The sequence below is a fragment of the Pseudomonas sp. GL-B-26 genome (assembly GCF_019947405.1).
In the GTDB taxonomy this organism is placed as follows: domain Bacteria; phylum Pseudomonadota; class Gammaproteobacteria; order Pseudomonadales; family Pseudomonadaceae; genus Aquipseudomonas.
Map to the genome: position 1 here is coordinate 130,372 of NZ_JAGYGJ010000010.1, position 17,806 is coordinate 148,177.

Consider the following 17,806-nt stretch of genomic DNA (forward strand, 5'->3'; position numbering starts at 1 on the left):
AACGGCGGGCAGGCACAAGAATAGACGGCAAAAAGCCTGGCATCGCCCACCGTGATGCCGCTGGATGGATCAGGCCGGTCTCCGGGCTCATGAGCGGCGTTTCGCCTGACTGCGCGCCTTCCCATGTCATACGACACAGTGGCTCAAGGCGCAGTCTTCACTCATTTACCGTTGCGGGGGCAGCGCCGGGATCGTGAGCCTTCATCAATTGAAGAGAATCACTCACCGGCTTCCCTGTTTCACTCTGTCGACCAAGGTCACAGAGCACCTGAAACAAGCCGCGAAGGTTAGAGGGTTGGGGATGGAGCGTCAATTGAAGACGGGCGGCCTGCGAGCGATTAACTGCCGTCGATCAATTATCTGACGCCAATCTTGTGCCACACTCTCAGCAGTGATATCAAAGAGCCACAACCTCACAACACAAATAACAAGGGTGAGCCACATGCAAGGCATGATCATCAGCAATCCGAAGCTGGAATTCCTGCGCCCGGTGCTGGAACGCTGGTTTGACTGTATCGACCGCTACAACGCCGTGCGCGGCGATAACGACACGCCTTACTGGTTCGACGAAAAAGCCAACCTGAGCCTGCTGTCCGCCGCGGCCTGGATGGCGGAAATGGTCACGCTGCAACAAACACCGACCCGCAAACAGACCGAAGAAGGCGAACGCAATGGCCGCGCCGACCTGTTTATCGCGACCACCGAAGAACGCGCTTACCTTCAGGCGACCCAGCGCTGGCCACGCGTCAACAGCCTGAACCTGACTCAAGCATTGCAGGACATCACCAGCGACGCCAAGCGCATCAGCTACGCCAGCGACCTGAAACTCGGCTGCCTGTTTGTCGCGCCACAAAAAGCCCAACAAAGCTCCACCCCGGAAGAACTCCAGGACATGGTCGACGACCTGCAAAAGGAACACACCTGCGCGGTGGCCTGGTACTTCCCCTATGCCTATCGCAAGTTGCGCAACGAAGCCGGCAATTATCACCCGGGCATAGCCGTGCTGTTCAAGGAAGCCCGCGGCTGACCCGTTGAACCATCGCGCACCTGCGCTTCTCTATTGAATAGGTCAATGCATTCATAGGGAAGATCAGCATGCGCAAGCCCCAGCTCGCTCTCGTCATCGTGCTCGCCGGAGGGCTTGCGGCCTGTGGTGAAACCGCCAGGCTGCAAGTCTCCGACGGCACCGGCCCGTCGCCCAAGCTGCCAGAACCGAACAAAACCCTGATCCCGACGGTGAACATCGCCCCGGCGATCGGCTGGCCGGACGGTGCGAAACCGATCGCCGCGACAGGGACTCAGGTGGCGGCTTTTGCCGAAGGTCTCGATCACCCGCGCTGGCTCTACGTGCTGCCCAACGGCGACGTGCTGGTCGCCGAAACCAACGCACCACCCAAACCCGATGACGGCAAAGGCATTCGTGGCTGGGTCATGGGCAAAGTCATGGGCCGTGCCGGCGCCAAAGTACCGAGCCCGAACCGCATCACGCTGCTGCGGGACAAGGACCACGACGGCATCGCCGAAACCCGCACGGTGTTCCTGGAAAATCTCAACTCCCCCTTCGGCATGACCCTGGTCGGCAATGACCTGTACGTCGCCGACACGGACCGCTTGCTGCGCTTCCACTATGAAAACGGCGAGACGGCGATCAAGTCACAGCCGATGAAGGTGATCGACCTGCCGGGCGGTACGCTGAATCACCACTGGACCAAAAACGTCATCGCCAGCAAGGACGGCAGCAAGCTGTACGTCACGGTGGGCTCCAACAGCAACGTGGCCGAAAACGGCATGGACATGGAAGAAGGTCGCGCAGCGATCTGGGAAGTGGATCGCGCCACCGGCAACCATCGAATCTTCGCCTCGGGGATTCGTAATCCCAACGGCCTGGCCTGGGAACCTCGGAGCGGCGCACTGTGGACGGCGGTCAACGAGCGCGACGAGATCGGCAGCGACCTGGTGCCGGATTACATCACATCAGTGAAGGACGGCGGGTTCTACGGCTGGCCTTACAGTTATTACGGTCAGCACGTCGACATCCGCGTCGAGCCGCAAAACCCCGTCCTGGTGGCCAAGGCCATTGCGCCGGACTACGCGGTCGGCCCGCATACCGCCTCGTTGGGCCTGACGTTTGCTGAAGGCAACAGACTGCCGGCGCAGTTCAAGGAAGGGGCATTCATTGGCCAGCACGGCTCGTGGAACCGTAAACCGCACAGTGGCTACAAAGTGATTTTCGTACCGTTCAGCGCAGGGAAACCGGCCGGACAGCCGGTTGATGTCCTCACCGGATTCCTCAACAACGAAGAAAAAGCCATGGGCCGGCCGGTGGGTGTGGTGATTGATCAGCAGGGTGATTTGTTGGTGGCGGATGACGTGGGCAACAAGGTGTGGCGGGTTTCGGCGGCCAAGTAAACGTCTAGCGCTTACGGCACAACGTCAACCCATCACCCAATGGCAACAACGACAGGTCCACACGCGAGTCATCCTTCAAGGCGCGATTGAGCGCCTGGATGGCTCGGGTGTCTTCGCTCTCGGGATTGTTCTCAAGCACCCGTCCGCTCCACAGCGTGTTATCAAACACCGCCAGACCGCCAACGCGTAGCAAACGCAATGCGTGCTCCAGATAACGTGGGTAGTTGGCTTTGTCGGCATCGATGAAGATCAGGTCGAATGGCGCTTGCTGATCCAGCTGAGCCAGGGTTTCCAGCGCGGGCGCCAGACGCAGATCAATCCGCTCGGCAAGCCCCGCCTCCTGCCAGTAACGGCGCGCGGTGGCGTTGTAGTCGCCGGGTATGTCACAGCAGATCAGCGAACCGTCATCCGGCAATGCAGCCGCCATGCACAACGCGCTGTAACCGGTAAAGGTGCCCACTTCCAGCAAACGCTTGGCGCCGATGAGCTTCACCAATAGCGCGAGGAACTGACCTTGCTCGGGCGCCACCTGCCAGCGGGCCATGGGCAGCGCCTGGGTTTCGTCACGCAAACGCTTGAGCAACGGCGTTTCGCGCAGGGAAACGTCGAGCAGGTATTGATACAGGGAATCGTCGAGATTAAGTGTGCGGGCGGTCATGACAACCTCGCGAACTATGGGTTATGTGCCAAGTGCTCAGGTTGCAAGACGCGCTTGGCGCTCAGATAGGCTTTCTGCCAGTAAGCTTTGGACAAGCTGTCGAGCTTCACCGTGCCGCCGGTGGCGGGCGCGTGGACGAAGCGACCTTCGCCGACGTAGATCCCGGCGTGACTGACCTGAGAACCGCCATTGGTGGCGAAGAAGATCAGGTCACCGGTTTGCAGGCCTTCCTTGCCCACACTGGCCGCCTGCATGCTGATCATCTCGCGCGTGGTGCGCGGCAGAGAAATGCCGGCGACGTCACGGTAGACATAACCGATCAGCCCGCTGCAATCGAAACCCGAATCCGGCGTGTTGCCACCCCAGCGATACGGCGTGCCCACCAGGCCGAGCGCGCGGAACAAGACGTCTTCCGCTTCAGGGGAGAATGCTTGGGAGGAACCGAAAACAATGGGCGCGCGAACCACCGGCGCAGGGGGCGGTGTCCGGCTGGCGCAGGCGCTGAGCAGCGCTGCGAAGAACATGATTGCGAGGCGGGCCGAGGTCGACATATGCAGAGCATCCTGATCTGGCTGCGGCTTTTTCTGCAGGAGGCGCAGAAAAGAAAACCGCCTGCGCAGGACGCAGGCGGTTTGCCATCAATAATAGATCAGGATTCTAGCGGCTATGCGGCAAACTTCAAGTAAGACTTTAAGTTCACCTTACAAAAAGTCCGCTTACTTGCGTGCCGTGACGATCGCCGGAGACGCAGTCGGTGCCAACGCCAGTGCGCGCTTGGCTTCGATGAAAGTTTTGCTCCAGTAGCTGTCGCCCAGGCTATCGATCCGGACACCACCGCTGCGGCGGCTGCTCGAATGGATGAACTGGTTGTCACCCAGGTAGATCCCGGCGTGACTGACGCGGCCGCGACGGCCATTGGTGGCGAAAAACAGCAAGTCGCCCGGCTCCAGTTTGCTGCGAGAAACCAGCGGAGCGTCGACGTTGATCATTTCGCGAGTGGAGCGTGGCAGGTTCAGGCCGGCTTCTTCACGAAACAGGTAACCGATGAAGCCACTGCAATCAAAGCCAGCTTCGGAGGTGCCGCCGAAACGGTAACGGGTACCGATCAGGGACATGCCGCGTTCGAGGATGCTGTCAGCCAGAACCGGAAGCTGGTACGACTTGCCGCCGGCGAAGTCTGCCAGTTCTTTTTCGGTGGCCGCCTCTTCCTGGAAAAGAGCTTGCTGATAAAGAGCGGAAGATTGGGCGGTAGCAGAATTTTTAACCTGCTGTTGTTGCTCTTGCTGGGACACTGGAGAGTGAGCAGCGCAACCGAACAACAGGGTGACGAGTGCGAGGGGCACGAGGGGTGCAAAGCGATTTAGCATGGGCACGACCGTGGCTGATAGTTCTAAAGAAGCCGAGACTATGCCCGCTATCATCCTCATTTGCAAATTCAATCGAACTTTATGTGACTTCTTGGTTTCGCGTTTACATCTAAGCGCTTAAGCCCGTTTTAGACGCTCGCGCAGCCTGCAACCCTGTAGGAAAGCGGAATTCTTGACGCCTGAAATATGCCGTAACCCGCTACAGGCCTTGGCTTTACCAGCCTAGCGTTTCTTTCAGGAAGGGAATCGTCAGCTTGCGCTGAGCTTGAAGGGAGGCCTGATCGAGACGCTCAAGCAGCTCGAAAAGTGCACTCATGCTGCGCGTACCGCGGGTCAAAATAAAATGCCCGACTTCATCGGTCAGGTGCAGACCGCGACGAGAGGCGCGCAGTTGCAAGGCACGCAACTTGTCTTCGTCGGAGAGCGGGCGCATCTGAAAGATCAGCGCCAACGTCAGACGGGATTTGAGGTCCGCCAGCTTCACCGGCAGTTCACGCGGGGATGTCGAAGCGGCGATCAGCAGCCGTCGACCGCTGTCACGCAGACGGTTGAACAGATGGAACAGCGCCTCTTCCCAATCCGCCCGACCAGCCACCGCCTGCAAATCATCCAGGCAGACCAGTTCGTACTGTTCGAGGTTGTCGAGGATGGCGATGCCGCGATCAAGCAGTTCGGCCAACGGCAAATACACCGCAGGCTCCCCCAGTTGCTCGAAGCGCAGACAGGCCGCCTGCAACAAATGCGTACGCCCTACCCCGTCCTTGCCCCAGAGATAAATCAGGCTTTCGGTCCAGCCGGCGTCGGCTTCGCATAGCCGCTCGACATAGCCGAGTGCAGCGGCATTGGCGCCTGGATAGTAATTGATAAAGGTAGCGTCATCACGCAGACGCACACCTAGGGGCAGCTGAATCGGTTTCATGCTGACTGAACAGTTCCAAAGGAACCGTTAGTGGCCTCTGTGTAAAGTTTGCGAAGTTTATACCCGTGAGACGGGTCGCACAATGCGACAGACCACAAGCAAAATCAAAGGTTTGCGTTAACACACTGGTTTTATGCCAGTTTCTTTGGCGGCGCATGTGACAGCCGCACGAGGGATCCGGGTCAGCCTGGCATGGAACCACGCTGCCCGCGATGCTTGATCAGGCCCTCTTAAATCTCGGGCTCATCAACACCGCTGTACATACCAGAATCTTTATACAAATCATGCACATGGCGCACCAGCACCATGATCACCGCCGCCACCGGCAGTGCCAGTAGCACACCGGTAAATCCGAACAGCTCGCCCCCTGCCAGAATCGCGAAGATCACCGCCACCGGGTGTAGACCGATCTTGTCCCCCACCAGCAATGGCGTCAGCACCATGCCTTCCAGCGCCTGCCCCACCATGAATACCGCGACGATACCGAACATGGGATACAGATCGCCGCCGAACTGGAACAGTCCGGCAATCAAGGCCGCGCCGATCCCGATGACGAACCCCATGTACGGCACGATCGCCGCCAGACCGGCAATCAAACCGATCAACAGCCCCAGCTCCAGCCCTACCAACATCAGGCCGGCGGCGTAGATCACGCCCAACGCCACCATCACCAGCAACTGCCCGCGTACGAACGCACCCAGCACTTCATGGCATTCACCCGCCAGCATCACAACGCGTTCTTCGCGATCACGGGGCAGCAGGCCGCGGATCTTGGCCATCATCAGGTCCCAGTCCCGCAGCAAATAGAAGACCACCACCGGGATCAGCACCAGATTCGCCAGCAAGCCAATCAATACGAGGCCGGAGGCTGTTGCCTGACTCAGCACAACACCGACAATGTCAGTGGTTTGGCCCATGTGCTCACTGATCGCAGCCTTGAGCTTGTCGAACTTCCAGAAATTATCCGACAGTCCAAATTTCGATTGCGCCCACGGCAGTGCGGTGTGCTGCAACCAATCGAGCATCTGCGGCGTCAGTTCGTACAAACGAAACAACTGCTTGGCGAGCATCGGTATCAACACCAGCAGCAAGGTCGTGAAGATCAGGGTGAACAGCGCAAACACCGCCACCACGCCCCAGGTCCGAGACAGGCCGGCCTTCTCCAGCCGATCCACCAGCGGGTCGAACAGATAGGCCAGCAGCAACGCGACCAGGAACGGCGTCAGAATCGGATGCAACAACCAGACAAACACGCAGAGCAGAACCACCCCACCCAACCAGAACCAACGCCGCGTATCGGCCATGTACCACTCCATATGCATCTATATAAAGAAAGAAAACCGTTACCAACGGAATCGCAACTGCGGCACAGGTGCCGGAGTCGGCGCTACTACCGGCGCCGAACCCTCGGCCGGCTGAACCGGTGCGACTGGCGCCGGCGCTTCACCGGCCGGAACCTCCTGCAAATTCGCCAGCGACAGTTGCGCCTTCAACTGTTCGGCGCTGCCATTGACCCGATAGAGAATCCGGTCGCCGTCGACACTTTGCAGGCGCGCACCAAACGGCTCCAGCAAACGCCCAAGCGCCGCGTAGTGTTCCAGATTCATGCCCTGTACTTCGAGCAACTGTTCGCCCGAAGCACCCGGTTTGACGACAAAACGAGGCGCCAGCCGCTGACTGACCGCCAGCATCACCGCATCGGCCACCGCTGCCTGATCCGCACCCTCTACGCTGCCCGCCTCCTTCTTGTCGCCCAGCCACAAATGCCACTTGGCCTGCCATTGGCCGCCCTCTTCACGAGCATGCACCGCGAGCAAGGCGTCAGCGTTGTAACGCTCCGATACCCCGCGCAGTGGCGTCGCGTCCGTACCTTCCAGATTCGGTGCCGTGGCGACAATCTGCTCACTCAGATCAGCCAGCGGCAAGCGCAGCGGCAAACCACGGTGTTGCGCTGCTCGGCGCAGCGGTGCAGCACTGGCCTGGCCATCGCCGACCAGACTCGAACCCTCGGTGGAGTCGTTCAACCACCAGCCGAGGATCGAAGGCCGGTTCGCCCCCCACAACGAGAGCCCGGCACGGCGCAACGCTTGCTCGGTGGTGGCCGGGTCGAAATCGACCTTCAGCACTTCCGGCGGGCCAGCGTCAAAGCCGTACTGACTGATGATTTGCTGCGGGTCCTTGCGCAGCGCCGCCAACCCCGGACTTTGCGCGGCCTTGGGATCGCCGGTCAGACGCAACACCAGCGTATCCAGCGCTTGCTGGGTCGCTTGATCGCGCTCTTCCGGGGTTTGACCACTGACAGGCTGACGCACCTGATACAGGTTTTTGACGGTCTCGGCATGACTCGCCAGGCTGACCAATGACAAACAGCCCGCAAACAAAAATCTGGAAAAAAAGCGCATGGAAGATTCCTGACGACAAGAGCGGCTGGAACAGGCCGCGTGAACCGGATTGAGCAAGGCTGTGACCACGCCCCCAAGCAAAACATTCACCTGACCCTGGTAAGTTTTTGCACTGTCCTAACGATAGACGGTTAATAGCGATACCTTATACAGCCATGAAGGAGGCGACCAACACGGGCAATGAAGGTTTTTTTAAGCTGATATGCCCCTGCCGTCGGCCTGAGGATGGCCGCTGCCCCTCAAGCCTGATAAAATCGCGCGCCTTCGCAGACCGGCAACAGCCGGGCACCCTGAAATTCGCGGATGGCAATCGCCTTCGTCAGTTTCGGTGGTCCCACTGGACTCGGTCGTTACCCCTGAATCCCCCCTAAAGGCCTGGATCATGAGCAAGCAACCCTCCCTGAGCTACAAGGACGCCGGTGTAGACATCGACGCCGGTGAAGCATTGGTCGAACGCATCAAGAGCGTCGCCAAGCGCACTGCGCGCCCGGAAGTCATGGGCGGCCTGGGCGGTTTTGGCGCCCTCTGCGAAATCCCGGCCGGCTACAAACAGCCAGTGCTGGTTTCCGGTACTGACGGCGTTGGCACCAAGCTGCGCCTGGCACTGAACCTGAACAAGCACGACAGCATCGGCATCGACCTGGTTGCCATGTGCGTGAACGACCTGGTGGTCTGCGGCGCCGAGCCGCTGTTCTTCCTCGACTACTACGCTACCGGCAAACTCAACGTCGAAACCGCGACCCAGGTCGTGACCGGCATTGGCGCTGGCTGTGAATTGTCCGGCTGCTCCCTGGTTGGCGGCGAAACCGCTGAAATGCCAGGTATGTACGAAGGCGAAGACTACGACCTGGCCGGCTTCTGCGTCGGCGTCGTGGAAAAATCCGAAATCATCGACGGTTCCAAAGTCGCTGCCGGCGATGCCCTGCTCGCCCTGCCGTCTTCCGGCCCGCACTCCAACGGCTACTCGCTGATCCGCAAGATCATCGAAGTGTCCGGTGCCGACATCGAAAACATCCAGCTCGACGGCAAACCGCTGACCGACCTGCTGATGGCCCCGACCCGTATCTATGTGAAGCCGCTGCTCAAGCTGATCAAGGAAACCGGCGCCGTCAAAGCCATGGCCCACATCACCGGTGGTGGCCTGCTGGACAACATCCCGCGCGTTCTGCCAAAAGGCGCACAAGCGGTGGTTGACGTCGCGAGCTGGACCCGTCCTGCCGTGTTCGACTGGCTGCAAGAGAAAGGCAACGTTGACGAAAACGAAATGCACCGCGTGCTGAACTGCGGCGTGGGCATGGTCATCTGCGTCGCTCAAGAGCACGTTGAAACCGCGCTGAACGTGCTGCGTGAAGCCGGCGAGCAGCCTTGGGTCATCGGTCAGATCTCCACCGCCGCCGAAGGCGCGGCTCAGGTTGAACTGAAGAACCTCAAGGCTCATTGATGTCCCAGACCTGTGATGTGGTGGTGCTGTTGTCCGGCACCGGCAGTAACTTGCAGGCCTTGATCGACAGCACGCGGACCGGCGACAGCCCGGCCCGCATCGCTGCGGTGATTTCCAACCGCGCCGACGCTTACGGCCTGCAACGCGCCAGGGACGCGGGTATCGACACCCGCACCCTGGATCACAAGGCTTTCGAAGGCCGCGAGGCCTTCGATGCCGCGCTGATCGAACTGATCGACGCGTTCAACCCCAAACTCGTGGTACTGGCCGGCTTCATGCGCATTCTCAGCGCTGACTTCGTGCGCCACTACGCGGGTCGCCTGCTCAACATCCATCCCTCGCTGCTACCCAAATACAAAGGGTTACACACGCATCAGCGCGCGCTGGAAGCCGGCGATACCGAACACGGCTGCTCCGTGCACTTCGTCACCGAGGAACTCGATGGCGGACCACTGGTCGTACAGGCAGTAATACCGGTAGAGTTGCACGATTCGCCGCAGAGTCTGGCGCAGCGAGTTCATACCCAGGAACACCTGATCTACCCGTTGGCTGTACGCTGGTTTGCCGAAGGTCGTTTATCACTCGGCGAGCAAGGTGCTTTACTGGATGGAAAGTTACTCGCGGCCAGCGGCCACTTGATTCGAACCTAGGAGATTTTATGCGTCGTGCCCTGCTCTTCGCTTGCGCTCTGCTCGCACTGCCATTTGCGCAGGCTGCAGAACTTCAACCTTTCTCCGCCAGCTATACCGCTGACTGGAAGCAGTTGCCCATGAGCGGCACCGCTGAACGCAGCCTGACCAAGCAAGCCAACGGCGCCTGGAAGCTCAGCTTCAAGGCCTCGATGATGATCGCCAGCCTGACCGAAGAAAGCACCCTGACGCTTGACAAGGACACCTTGCTGCCGCAGTCCTACCACTTCGAACGTGGCGGCCTGGGTAAAGCCAAGAAGGCTGACCTGGATTTCGACTGGACCAACAAAATGGTCACCGGCACCGATCGCGGTGACCCGGTCAAGATCCCGCTCAACCGCGGCATGGTCGACAAATCCACTTATCAGCTGGCCCTGCAGCACGACGTGGCCGCTGGCAAGAAAAGCATGAGCTATCAAGTCGTCGACGACGGTGAAGTCGATACCTATGATTTCCGCGTGCTGGGTTCGGAAAAGGTCGACACCAAAGCTGGCCAGATCGATGCAATCAAGGTCGAGCGCGTGCGCGACCCGACACAAAGCAAGCGCATCACCGTCCTCTGGTTCGCCAAGGACTGGGACTACTTGCTGGTTCGTCTGCAACAGGTTGAAACCGACGGCAAGGAGTACAACATCATGCTCCTCGACGGTACGGTCAACGGCAAGGCTGTCAAAGGCAGCTGATCCGGCTCGACACAAAAATCCGGAATCCGCTAAGGGTTCCGGATTTTTTTTGCCTGCTGAAACTCAGATCCGCGCCAGCGCCTGTGCCAGGTCGGCGCGCAGGTCTTCGACATCCTCGACCCCCACGGACAACCGCACCAACGCATCGCCGATGCCGAGTTGCGCACGAGTATCCGCGGGGATGGTGGCGTGGGTCATGATCGCCGGGTGCTCGATCAGGCTTTCCACCCCGCCCAGGCTCTCGGCCAAGGCAAAGATCCGCACACTCTCGAGGAAACGCGTGGCACCGGCCAGGTCGCTGTTCAGGTCGAGGGATATCATCCCGCCGAAACCGCGCATCTGCCGCTGCGCCAGGTTGTGCTGCGGGTGCGACGGCAAGCCCGGATAATAGACGCGCGCCACCTGCGGCTGACGCTCCAGCCATTGCGCCAGGTCCAGCGCGTTGTTGCAGTGGCGCTCCATGCGCAGCGCCAGGGTCTTAACGCCGCGTAAGGTGAGGAAAGCGTCGAACGGCCCGGCGATCGCGCCTACCGCGTTCTGCAGAAAGCCCAGGCGCTCTGCCAGGTCTGCGTTTTGTCCGACCACCGCGATGCCACCGATCACGTCGGAGTGGCCGTTCAGGTACTTGGTGGTCGAGTGCAGCACGATGTCGAAGCCCAGCTCCAGCGGGCGCTGTATCCATGGACTGGCAAAGGTGTTGTCAGCCACACAAATGATGCCGCGCTGGCGGCAGATGCGCGCGATCGCAACGAGGTCGGTGAGGCGCAGCAAAGGATTGCTCGGCGTCTCGACCATCACCATCCGTGTATCGTCCTGCAGCGCCGCTTCGAAGGCCGACACATCAGTCAGGTCGACGAAGCTGAAGCGATGCCCGGCGCTGCGCCGGCGCACTTTGTCGAACAGGCGAAAAGTACCGCCGTACAGGTCGTTGCCGGAGACGATGTGCGAATCAGCATCGAGCAATTCGAGCACGGTGGAAATCGTCGCCAGCCCGGACGCGAACGCGAAGGCCTGGGAGCCGCCTTCGAGGTCCGCAACGCAACGCTCCAGCGCAAAGCGCGTCGGGTTGTGCGAGCGCCCGTAGTCGAAGCCCTTGTGCACACCGGGGCTCTGCTGCAAATAGGTGGAGTTGGCGTAAATCGGCGGCATCAGCGCCCCGGTGGAAGGGTCGGGCGTTTGCCCGGCATGGATCACACGGGTGGCGAAGGCGCGTGGCACAGCGTTTTCATCGTGTTGACTCATGTAAGGGATCTCCGTAAGTGAATGAGCATGTCGACTCGAGTAATCAAGCCGTAGAAGCCCGAAGCGTCGGCGATGATCGCCACCAGCCCACGGTCGAGCTCCGCCCGTAGTTCAGCCAGACTGGCGCCTGGAGGCAGGGTTTGCAGCTTATCGGTCATCGCGCTGGCCACGCTCGCGCGAAAGTGCGAAGCATCTTCTTGCATGCCCAGCAGAATGTCGGATTCGTCGATCACCCCGACCAGCCGCTGCCCGCCCTCCAGCACCGGCAGTTGCGACACATCCGCCAGGCGCATGCGCTGGAACGCGGTGAGCAGCGTATCGTCCGGGCCCACGCTGATCACCCGGCCATCCTCGAAGCGCCGCGAGATCAGGTCGCGCAGATCGCCGTAATGTTTGTACTGCAGCAGGCCCTGATCGTTCATCCACTGGTCGTTGTAGACCTTCGACAGGTAGCGCGTGCCGGTGTCGCAGACGAAGCTGACGACCCGCTTCGGCTCGGTCTGCTCGCGGCAATAACGCAGCGCCGCCGCCAGCAGTGTGCCGGTCGAAGAGCCGCCGAGTATGCCTTCGGCGCGCAGCAGTTGGCGGGCATGATCGAAGCTTTCCTCGTCGCTGATCGAGTAGGCGTGACGCACGCTGGACAGGTCGGCAATCGACGGAATGAAGTCCTCGCCGATGCCCTCCACCGCCCAGGAGCCGGGCGTGCTCATGATGCCGCTGCGGCTGTATTCGGCCATCACCGAGCCGACCGGATCGGCCAGCACCATGACCAGGTCCGGTTGCACGCGGCGAAAGAAACGGGTCAGCCCGGTCAGCGTACCGGCTGAGCCAACGCCGACGACGATGGCGTCCAGATCATGCTGAGTCTGCGCCCAGATCTCCGGCGCGGTGCTGCACTCGTGGGCCAGCGGGTTGGCCGGGTTGTTGAATTGATCGGCGAAGAAAGCGTCGGGAATTTCCTGCGCCAGCCGCGCCGCAACGTCCTGGTAGTAATCGGGATGGCCCTTGCCGACGTCGGAGCGGGTGATGTGCACCTCGGCGCCCATCGCCTTGAGGTGCAAGACCTTCTCGGTGGACATCTTGTCCGGCACCACCAACACCACTCGGTAACCCTTGGCACGACCGACCAGGGCCAGGCCAAGGCCGGTGTTGCCGGCGGTAGCTTCGACGATGGTGCCGCCGGGGCGCAGGCTGCCATCGCGCTCGGCGGCGTCGATCATCGCCAGGCCGATGCGATCCTTGATCGAGCCGCCGGGGTTCTGCGATTCAAGCTTGAGGAACAGCGTGCACGGGCCGGTATCGAAACGGCTGACGCGCACCAGTGGCGTATTGCCGATCAGTTCGAGTACGGCGGGTCGGGAGTCGGTGGGCATGTCGTCACCTCGCTACGCAAATCAGCACTGGATGGACAGCGACCGGCGTCGAATCATTGCGCGCCAGTCGCGGCAAAGTATCGCTTGGACCATAGGCCGGGATGGCGCCACCCGCAACCTTGCACAGCCAGCCGGTAGCGTCACGGGTGCGACAAATCCGCTCGGCGTTCAGACCGCATGGGAATGCGCTGTAAGAAAGTGGAACGCGTAACAGGAGGAGTGCTCTATACCTTCAAGGTCTTTTTTGATCGAATGACTTTTCCTGTTACCTGCGAGGTTTCCCATGACTGTCACCGTCAACACCGTCTCCACCGAAGGTTTTCGTCACAGCGTACAGATCGATGACCATCAACTCTTTGCCGACGTACCGACACTCGCCGGCGGCGAAGGCTCGGCGCCCGAGCCACACGATTACTTCGACGCGGCCCTCGGCGCCTGCAAGGCCCTGACCCTGAAGATGTACGCAAAGAAGAAAGACATCCCGCTGACCGGTGTCACAGTCGAAGTCAAACGTGACAACAGCGAAGAGCAGAAAGGTAAATATGCCCTGCACGTCAAACTGACCCTCAAAGGTGTGCTCACCGATGCCCAGCGCGATGAGCTGCACCGCGTGGCCGACCGTTGCCCGGTCCACAAGTTGATGACCACCACCGACGTCAGCATCGAAACGCACCTGTCTGAAGGTGCCTTCAGCCAATAGCGGCAAGGGCTGCGCAAGCGGGTTATGCTCCACGCATTACCCGCTCAGCCTGGAATGCAGCATGAACACTCCGCTCGTGATCCGTCCCCGCGCCGAAGATGTCGAAGGCCAGCCGATTCTTCGCCCGCTGCCGTCAGCCAAATGCCGCAGCGTCGGGCCTTTCGTGTTTTTCGACCACATGCTCGAAACCCGCTATGAGGCGGGAAAAGGCATGAACATCCGTCAGCATCCGCACATAGGTCTGTCGACCCTCACGTACTTGTTCGAAGGAAAAATCCAGCACAAGGACAGCCTCGGCTCCGATCAGGTGGTGGAGGCCGGTGATGTCAGCTGGATGACGGCGGGCAGCGCGATTGCCCATGTCGAGCGCACGCCTGAGGCATTGAAGGACAGCGGCTTCACGATGCACGGTTTGCAGATTTGGCTGGCCTCACCGAAAGATAAAGAGCACGGTCCCGGACACTACAGCCACCATCCGGCGGCCACGCTGCCGGTCAGCGATAACCTGGGAGTGAAGATCCGGATGATTGCCGGGTCAGGCTTTTGCCTGGAATCACCGGTCCCGGTGCTTTCTCCTACGCTGTATGCCGAATTGAACCTGCAAACGGCGACCACATTGCTGATTCCCACCGAGCATGAAGAACGGGCGTTGTATGTGCTGGACGGCGAGGTGCAACTGGATGGCGAGTTGATAGAGCCGCATTCGCTGGTGGTGTTGCCGGTCGGGGAAGAGATGACACTGTTCGCTGAAAGCGACTGTCATGCCGTGCTGTTTGGCGGGGCGCCGCTGGATGGGCCGCGGCGGATCAACTGGAATTTTGTGGCGAGCGATCCGGCGTTGATCGATGAAGCGCGGCGACGCTGGGCGGCCGGGGATTGGCCGACGGTGCCGGGGGAAAGCGAAAGGATCGAATTGCCGCGGTAGATAGCGTCGGGGTTAAGAGTTATGGCTGGCTGAAAAATCACCCCTCACCCCAGCCCTCTCCCCACGGGGGAGAGGGGGAAAGGGAGCCGATCTCCATAGCTTTTAGTTCCTGAGTTCGACTCTATTTCCCCGGTCGCAAAATATCTACAGCCCCCCTCGTCAGTCCCCTCTCCCTCCGGGCGGTCCGACGTTTCGGGAGGGTTAGGGTGAGGGGCTTTTTGCTTTTAGCCTTTAAACACTTCATCCAGCAAGTTGTGCATCGAGGTAAACGCACGCCCCGCCGTCTTCGCGTCATACATCATCATGCCCGGCACATTGGCGTGCGGATCGGTGAAGGAATGCACCGCGCCGCCGTAGCTCAGCAGTTGCCAATCCACGCCCGCCGCATTCATTTCAGCTTCAAACGCCGGCAGCTGCTCTTTCGGCACCAATGGATCGGATGCGCCGTGCAGCACCAACACCGAGCCTTTGATGTTCCTGGCATCCGCCGGATTCGGCGAATCCAGCGTTCCGTGGAACGACACCGCAGCCTTCACTGGCGCTCCGGTGCGCGCCAGGTCCAGCGCGCAGCAACCACCGAAGCAGAAACCAAAGGTCGCCAGCTTCGAGGTATCGACAGCCGCTTCGTCCTGGATTTGCAGCTGATCGAACGCTGCTTGCATGCGTTTTCGCAACAACGGCCGATCATGCTTGAGCGGCATCATGGCTGCACCCGCCTCGTCACCGTTCTGCGGACGGACCGACTGACCGTAGAGGTCCGCGATCAGCACCACATAACCCTTGGACGCAACAGACTTGGCGATCTCCTCGGCACCGGCGCTGACGCCCATCCAGTTCGGCGCCATCAACAGACCGGGGCGTGGGCCCTTGTGGTCGGCATCGAACGCCAGACGGCTTTCATACGACTGGCCATCAATCTGATAAGCGACGGAACGAACAGTGATTTGGCTCATGACTAACTCCCAGTAAAAGACACCAGAATAAAAAAACCCGCCGAAGCGGGTTTTTGTACAACGCAGTTAAACCGACAGTTCAACCAGCAGCTTGTTGAGACGGCGCACGTAGGCGGCCGGGTCTTTCAAGCTGTCGCCGGCAGCCAGGGCCGCCTGATCGAAGAGGATGTGCGACAGGTCGCCGAAGCGTTCGTCGCTCTGCTCGTTGTCGAGCTTCTCGATCAGCGGGTGAGCCGGGTTGAATTCGAAGATCGGCTTCGATTCAGGAACCTTCTGACCGCTGGCTTCGAGGATCTGACGCATCTGCATGCCCAAGTCCTGCTCGCCGATGGCCAGAATCGCCGGGGAATCGGTCAGGCGATGTGAAACCCGCACTTCAGCGACGGAATCGCCCAGTGCAGTTTTCAGACGCTCAACCAGACCTTCTTTGGACTTGGCGACTTCTTCCGCAGCTTTCTTGTCTTCTTCCGAATCCAGGTTGCCCAGGTCCAGATCACCGCGTGCCACGTCGACAAAGCTCTTGCCGTCGAAGTCGCTGAGGTAGCTCATCAGCCACTCGTCGATGCGGTCGGTCAGCAGCAGCACTTCGATGCCTTTCTTGCGGAAGACTTCCAGGTGCGGGCTGTCTTTAACCGCTTCGAACTTCTCGCCGGTCAGGTAATAAATCTTGTCCTGACCTTCCTTGGCGCGAGCCAGGTATTCGGCCAGACCCACTACTTGCTCGCCTTCTTTACCGTTGGTCGATGCGAAACGCAGCAGGCCAGCGATTTTCTCTTTGTTGGCGAAGTCTTCTGCCGGGCCTTCTTTCATGACCTGGCCAAAGTTTTTCCAGAAGCTCTTGTATTGCTCAGGCTCGTTCTTCGCCAGCTTTTCCAGCATGTCGAGAACGCGCTTGGTCAGCGCCGACTTCATGGAATCGATGATCGGGTCTTTCTGCAGGATTTCCCGCGACACGTTCAGCGACAGGTCGTTGGAATCGACTACGCCTTTGATGAAGCGCAGGTACAGCGGCAGGAACGACTCTGCCTGATCCATCACGAACACGCGCTGCACGTACAGCTTCAGGCCTTTCGGCGCTTCACGCTGGTACAAATCGAATGGAGCACGGGCCGGCACGTAGAGCAGCGAGCTGTATTCGAGCTTGCCTTCGACCTTGTTGTGGCTCCAGCTCAGCGGGTTCTCGAAGTCGTGAGCGACGTGTTTGTAGAACTCCTGGTATTCCTCGTCTTTCACTTCAGTGCGAGGGCGAGTCCACAGCGCGCTGGCACGGTTGACGGTTTCCCATTCAACGGCCGGTTGCTCTTCGCCTTCAACGGCTGCCACTTCTTTCGGCAACTCGATCGGCAGAGCGATGTGGTCGGAGTACTTCTTGATGATGTTGCGCAGACGCCAGCCATCGGCGAACTCGTCTTCACCGGATTTCAGGTGCAGGACGATACGGGTGCCGCGCTCGGCTTTATCAACGGTGGCAACTTCAAAATTGCCTTCGCCCTTGGACGACCAGTGCACGCCTTCGCTGGCAGCAGCACCGGCACGACGGCTGAACACGTCGACTTTATCGGCGACGATGAATGCAGAGTAGAAACCCACACCGAATTGACCGATCAGGTGCGAGTCTTTTTTCTGATCGCCGGAGAGATGTTTCATGAAATCGGCAGTGCCGGATTTGGCGATGGTACCCAGGTGGGTGATCGCATCTTCACGGCTCATGCCGATGCCGTTGTCTTCGAGGGTGACGGTTTTAGCGTCCTTGTCGAAGCTCACACGGATTTTCAGTTCGGCACCACCTTCCAGCAGCTCAGGCTTGGACAGGGCTTCGAAACGTAATTTGTCGACAGCGTCAGAGGCGTTCGAGATCAATTCGCGAAGGAAAATTTCCTTGTTGGAATACAGCGAATGGATCATGAGGTGCAGCAGCTGCTTCACCTCGGTCTGGAAGCCCAGGGTTTCCTTTTGAGTTTCCACACTCATGGTCATCAAACTCCAATCAGATGGCAGTGGCCGCGACCTGAAGGGTCGGCGGCGGGTTGTCATCAAAGTTGGGG

Annotated in this window: 17 protein-coding genes and 1 riboswitch; of the genes, 7 read left to right on the top strand and 10 right to left on the bottom strand. The window is 59.9% G+C overall.

All coding sequences use genetic code 11. The annotated features are described in order from the left end of the window. Window positions 1-54 precede the first annotated feature (54 nt). Window positions 55-287: riboswitch (cobalamin riboswitch) on the bottom strand. A gap of 155 nt (window positions 288-442) precedes the next feature. Both KGB23_RS09250 and KGB23_RS09255 read left to right on the top strand, forming a co-directional pair. Beyond that, window positions 443-1,027, top strand: coding sequence for a hypothetical protein (locus KGB23_RS09250; protein ID WP_223430783.1), 585 nt, complete (start codon window positions 443-445; stop codon window positions 1,025-1,027). 68 nt (window positions 1,028-1,095) lie between these two features. After that, window positions 1,096-2,409, top strand: coding sequence for a PQQ-dependent sugar dehydrogenase (locus KGB23_RS09255; protein ID WP_223430784.1), 1,314 nt, complete (start codon window positions 1,096-1,098; stop codon window positions 2,407-2,409). Window positions 2,410-2,413: 4 nt separating this feature from the next. Here KGB23_RS09255 and KGB23_RS09260 read toward each other — a convergent pair whose 3' ends face one another. The 6 genes from KGB23_RS09260 to KGB23_RS09285 form a co-directional block, all read right to left on the bottom strand. Further along, window positions 2,414-3,067, bottom strand: a complete 654-nt coding sequence (locus KGB23_RS09260; RefSeq protein WP_223430785.1) for an O-methyltransferase — start codon at window positions 3,065-3,067, stop codon at window positions 2,414-2,416. A gap of 14 nt (window positions 3,068-3,081) precedes the next feature. Further along, the gene (locus KGB23_RS09265) at window positions 3,082-3,618 is read right to left on the bottom strand and encodes a C40 family peptidase (RefSeq protein ID WP_046048021.1); all 537 of its coding nucleotides are present in this window, start codon (window positions 3,616-3,618) and stop codon (window positions 3,082-3,084) included. 165 nt (window positions 3,619-3,783) lie between these two features. Then, window positions 3,784-4,434, bottom strand: coding sequence for a C40 family peptidase (locus KGB23_RS09270; RefSeq protein ID WP_223430786.1), 651 nt, complete (start codon window positions 4,432-4,434; stop codon window positions 3,784-3,786). Between the two features lie 214 nt (window positions 4,435-4,648). Next, complete coding sequence (gene hda, locus KGB23_RS09275) at window positions 4,649-5,353, bottom strand: DnaA regulatory inactivator Hda (protein ID WP_008148645.1); 705 nt, start codon at window positions 5,351-5,353, stop codon at window positions 4,649-4,651. Window positions 5,354-5,583: 230 nt separating this feature from the next. Continuing rightward, window positions 5,584-6,657 carry an AI-2E family transporter gene (locus KGB23_RS09280; RefSeq protein WP_223430787.1) on the bottom strand — a complete coding sequence of 358 codons (1,074 nt, stop codon included), beginning with the start codon at window positions 6,655-6,657 and terminating at the stop codon, window positions 5,584-5,586. 39 nt (window positions 6,658-6,696) lie between these two features. After that, window positions 6,697-7,755 (bottom strand): DUF2066 domain-containing protein, encoded by a 1,059-nt coding sequence (locus KGB23_RS09285; RefSeq protein WP_223430789.1) that lies wholly within the window; start codon window positions 7,753-7,755, stop codon window positions 6,697-6,699. Window positions 7,756-8,137: 382 nt separating this feature from the next. Between KGB23_RS09285 and purM the strand changes: the two genes are divergently transcribed. The 3 genes from purM to KGB23_RS09300 are packed head-to-tail and all read left to right on the top strand — an operon-like array spanning window position 8,138 to window position 10,568. Then, window positions 8,138-9,196 (top strand): phosphoribosylformylglycinamidine cyclo-ligase, encoded by a 1,059-nt coding sequence (purM, locus tag KGB23_RS09290; RefSeq protein WP_008148639.1) that lies wholly within the window; start codon window positions 8,138-8,140, stop codon window positions 9,194-9,196. Continuing rightward, the gene (gene purN, locus KGB23_RS09295; RefSeq protein ID WP_074880550.1) at window positions 9,196-9,846 is read left to right on the top strand and encodes a phosphoribosylglycinamide formyltransferase; all 651 of its coding nucleotides are present in this window, start codon (window positions 9,196-9,198) and stop codon (window positions 9,844-9,846) included. The genes purM and purN overlap by 1 nt, the downstream gene beginning before the upstream one ends. A gap of 8 nt (window positions 9,847-9,854) precedes the next feature. Continuing rightward, window positions 9,855-10,568 (top strand): DUF3108 domain-containing protein, encoded by a 714-nt coding sequence (locus tag KGB23_RS09300; protein WP_056744016.1) that lies wholly within the window; start codon window positions 9,855-9,857, stop codon window positions 10,566-10,568. Window positions 10,569-10,631: 63 nt separating this feature from the next. Here KGB23_RS09300 and KGB23_RS09305 read toward each other — a convergent pair whose 3' ends face one another. Together KGB23_RS09305 and KGB23_RS09310 are read right to left on the bottom strand one after the other, a co-directional pair. After that, the gene (locus KGB23_RS09305) at window positions 10,632-11,810 is read right to left on the bottom strand and encodes a trans-sulfuration enzyme family protein (RefSeq protein ID WP_223430791.1); all 1,179 of its coding nucleotides are present in this window, start codon (window positions 11,808-11,810) and stop codon (window positions 10,632-10,634) included. Continuing rightward, entirely contained in the window at window positions 11,807-13,183 is a 1,377-nt protein-coding gene (locus KGB23_RS09310) for a pyridoxal-phosphate dependent enzyme (RefSeq protein WP_223430793.1), read from the bottom strand. Before KGB23_RS09310 ends, KGB23_RS09305 begins: the two co-directional genes overlap by 4 nt. A gap of 283 nt (window positions 13,184-13,466) precedes the next feature. On the opposite strand from KGB23_RS09310, the gene KGB23_RS09315 reads away from it, so the two are divergent. Further along, window positions 13,467-13,883: an OsmC family protein gene (locus tag KGB23_RS09315; protein WP_223430794.1), complete on the top strand. Its 417-nt coding sequence runs from the start codon at window positions 13,467-13,469 to the stop codon at window positions 13,881-13,883. 61 nt (window positions 13,884-13,944) lie between these two features. Continuing rightward, the gene (locus KGB23_RS09320; protein ID WP_223430796.1) at window positions 13,945-14,808 is read left to right on the top strand and encodes a pirin family protein; all 864 of its coding nucleotides are present in this window, start codon (window positions 13,945-13,947) and stop codon (window positions 14,806-14,808) included. 224 nt (window positions 14,809-15,032) lie between these two features. Here the strand turns inward: KGB23_RS09320 and KGB23_RS09325 are convergent, their stop codons facing one another. Together KGB23_RS09325 and htpG are read right to left on the bottom strand one after the other, a co-directional pair. Further along, complete coding sequence (locus KGB23_RS09325) at window positions 15,033-15,761, bottom strand: dienelactone hydrolase family protein (RefSeq protein WP_223430797.1); 729 nt, start codon at window positions 15,759-15,761, stop codon at window positions 15,033-15,035. A gap of 66 nt (window positions 15,762-15,827) precedes the next feature. After that, window positions 15,828-17,732, bottom strand: coding sequence for a molecular chaperone HtpG (htpG, locus tag KGB23_RS09330; RefSeq protein ID WP_223430798.1), 1,905 nt, complete (start codon window positions 17,730-17,732; stop codon window positions 15,828-15,830). Window positions 17,733-17,806 lie beyond the last annotated feature (74 nt).

Bases quoted from the DNA above. Each gene is read 5' to 3' on its own strand.
- KGB23_RS09250 (WP_223430783.1), top strand. From the start codon at position 443: ATGCAAGGCATGATCATCAGCAATCCGAAGCTGGAATTCCTGCGCCCG.
- KGB23_RS09255 (WP_223430784.1), top strand. From the start codon at position 1,096: ATGCGCAAGCCCCAGCTCGCTCTCGTCATCGTGCTCGCCGGAGGGCTT.
- KGB23_RS09260 (WP_223430785.1), bottom strand. From the start codon at position 3,067: ATGACCGCCCGCACACTTAATCTCGACGATTCCCTGTATCAATACCTG.
- KGB23_RS09265 (WP_046048021.1), bottom strand. From the start codon at position 3,618: ATGTCGACCTCGGCCCGCCTCGCAATCATGTTCTTCGCAGCGCTGCTC.
- KGB23_RS09270 (WP_223430786.1), bottom strand. From the start codon at position 4,434: ATGCTAAATCGCTTTGCACCCCTCGTGCCCCTCGCACTCGTCACCCTG.
- hda (WP_008148645.1), bottom strand. From the start codon at position 5,353: ATGAAACCGATTCAGCTGCCCCTAGGTGTGCGTCTGCGTGATGACGCT.
- KGB23_RS09280 (WP_223430787.1), bottom strand. From the start codon at position 6,657: ATGGCCGATACGCGGCGTTGGTTCTGGTTGGGTGGGGTGGTTCTGCTC.
- KGB23_RS09285 (WP_223430789.1), bottom strand. From the start codon at position 7,755: ATGCGCTTTTTTTCCAGATTTTTGTTTGCGGGCTGTTTGTCATTGGTC.
- purM (WP_008148639.1), top strand. From the start codon at position 8,138: ATGAGCAAGCAACCCTCCCTGAGCTACAAGGACGCCGGTGTAGACATC.
- purN (WP_074880550.1), top strand. From the start codon at position 9,196: ATGTCCCAGACCTGTGATGTGGTGGTGCTGTTGTCCGGCACCGGCAGT.
- KGB23_RS09300 (WP_056744016.1), top strand. From the start codon at position 9,855: ATGCGTCGTGCCCTGCTCTTCGCTTGCGCTCTGCTCGCACTGCCATTT.
- KGB23_RS09305 (WP_223430791.1), bottom strand. From the start codon at position 11,810: ATGAGTCAACACGATGAAAACGCTGTGCCACGCGCCTTCGCCACCCGT.
- KGB23_RS09310 (WP_223430793.1), bottom strand. From the start codon at position 13,183: ATGCCCACCGACTCCCGACCCGCCGTACTCGAACTGATCGGCAATACG.
- KGB23_RS09315 (WP_223430794.1), top strand. From the start codon at position 13,467: ATGACTGTCACCGTCAACACCGTCTCCACCGAAGGTTTTCGTCACAGC.
- KGB23_RS09320 (WP_223430796.1), top strand. From the start codon at position 13,945: ATGAACACTCCGCTCGTGATCCGTCCCCGCGCCGAAGATGTCGAAGGC.
- KGB23_RS09325 (WP_223430797.1), bottom strand. From the start codon at position 15,761: ATGAGCCAAATCACTGTTCGTTCCGTCGCTTATCAGATTGATGGCCAG.
- htpG (WP_223430798.1), bottom strand. From the start codon at position 17,732: ATGAGTGTGGAAACTCAAAAGGAAACCCTGGGCTTCCAGACCGAGGTG.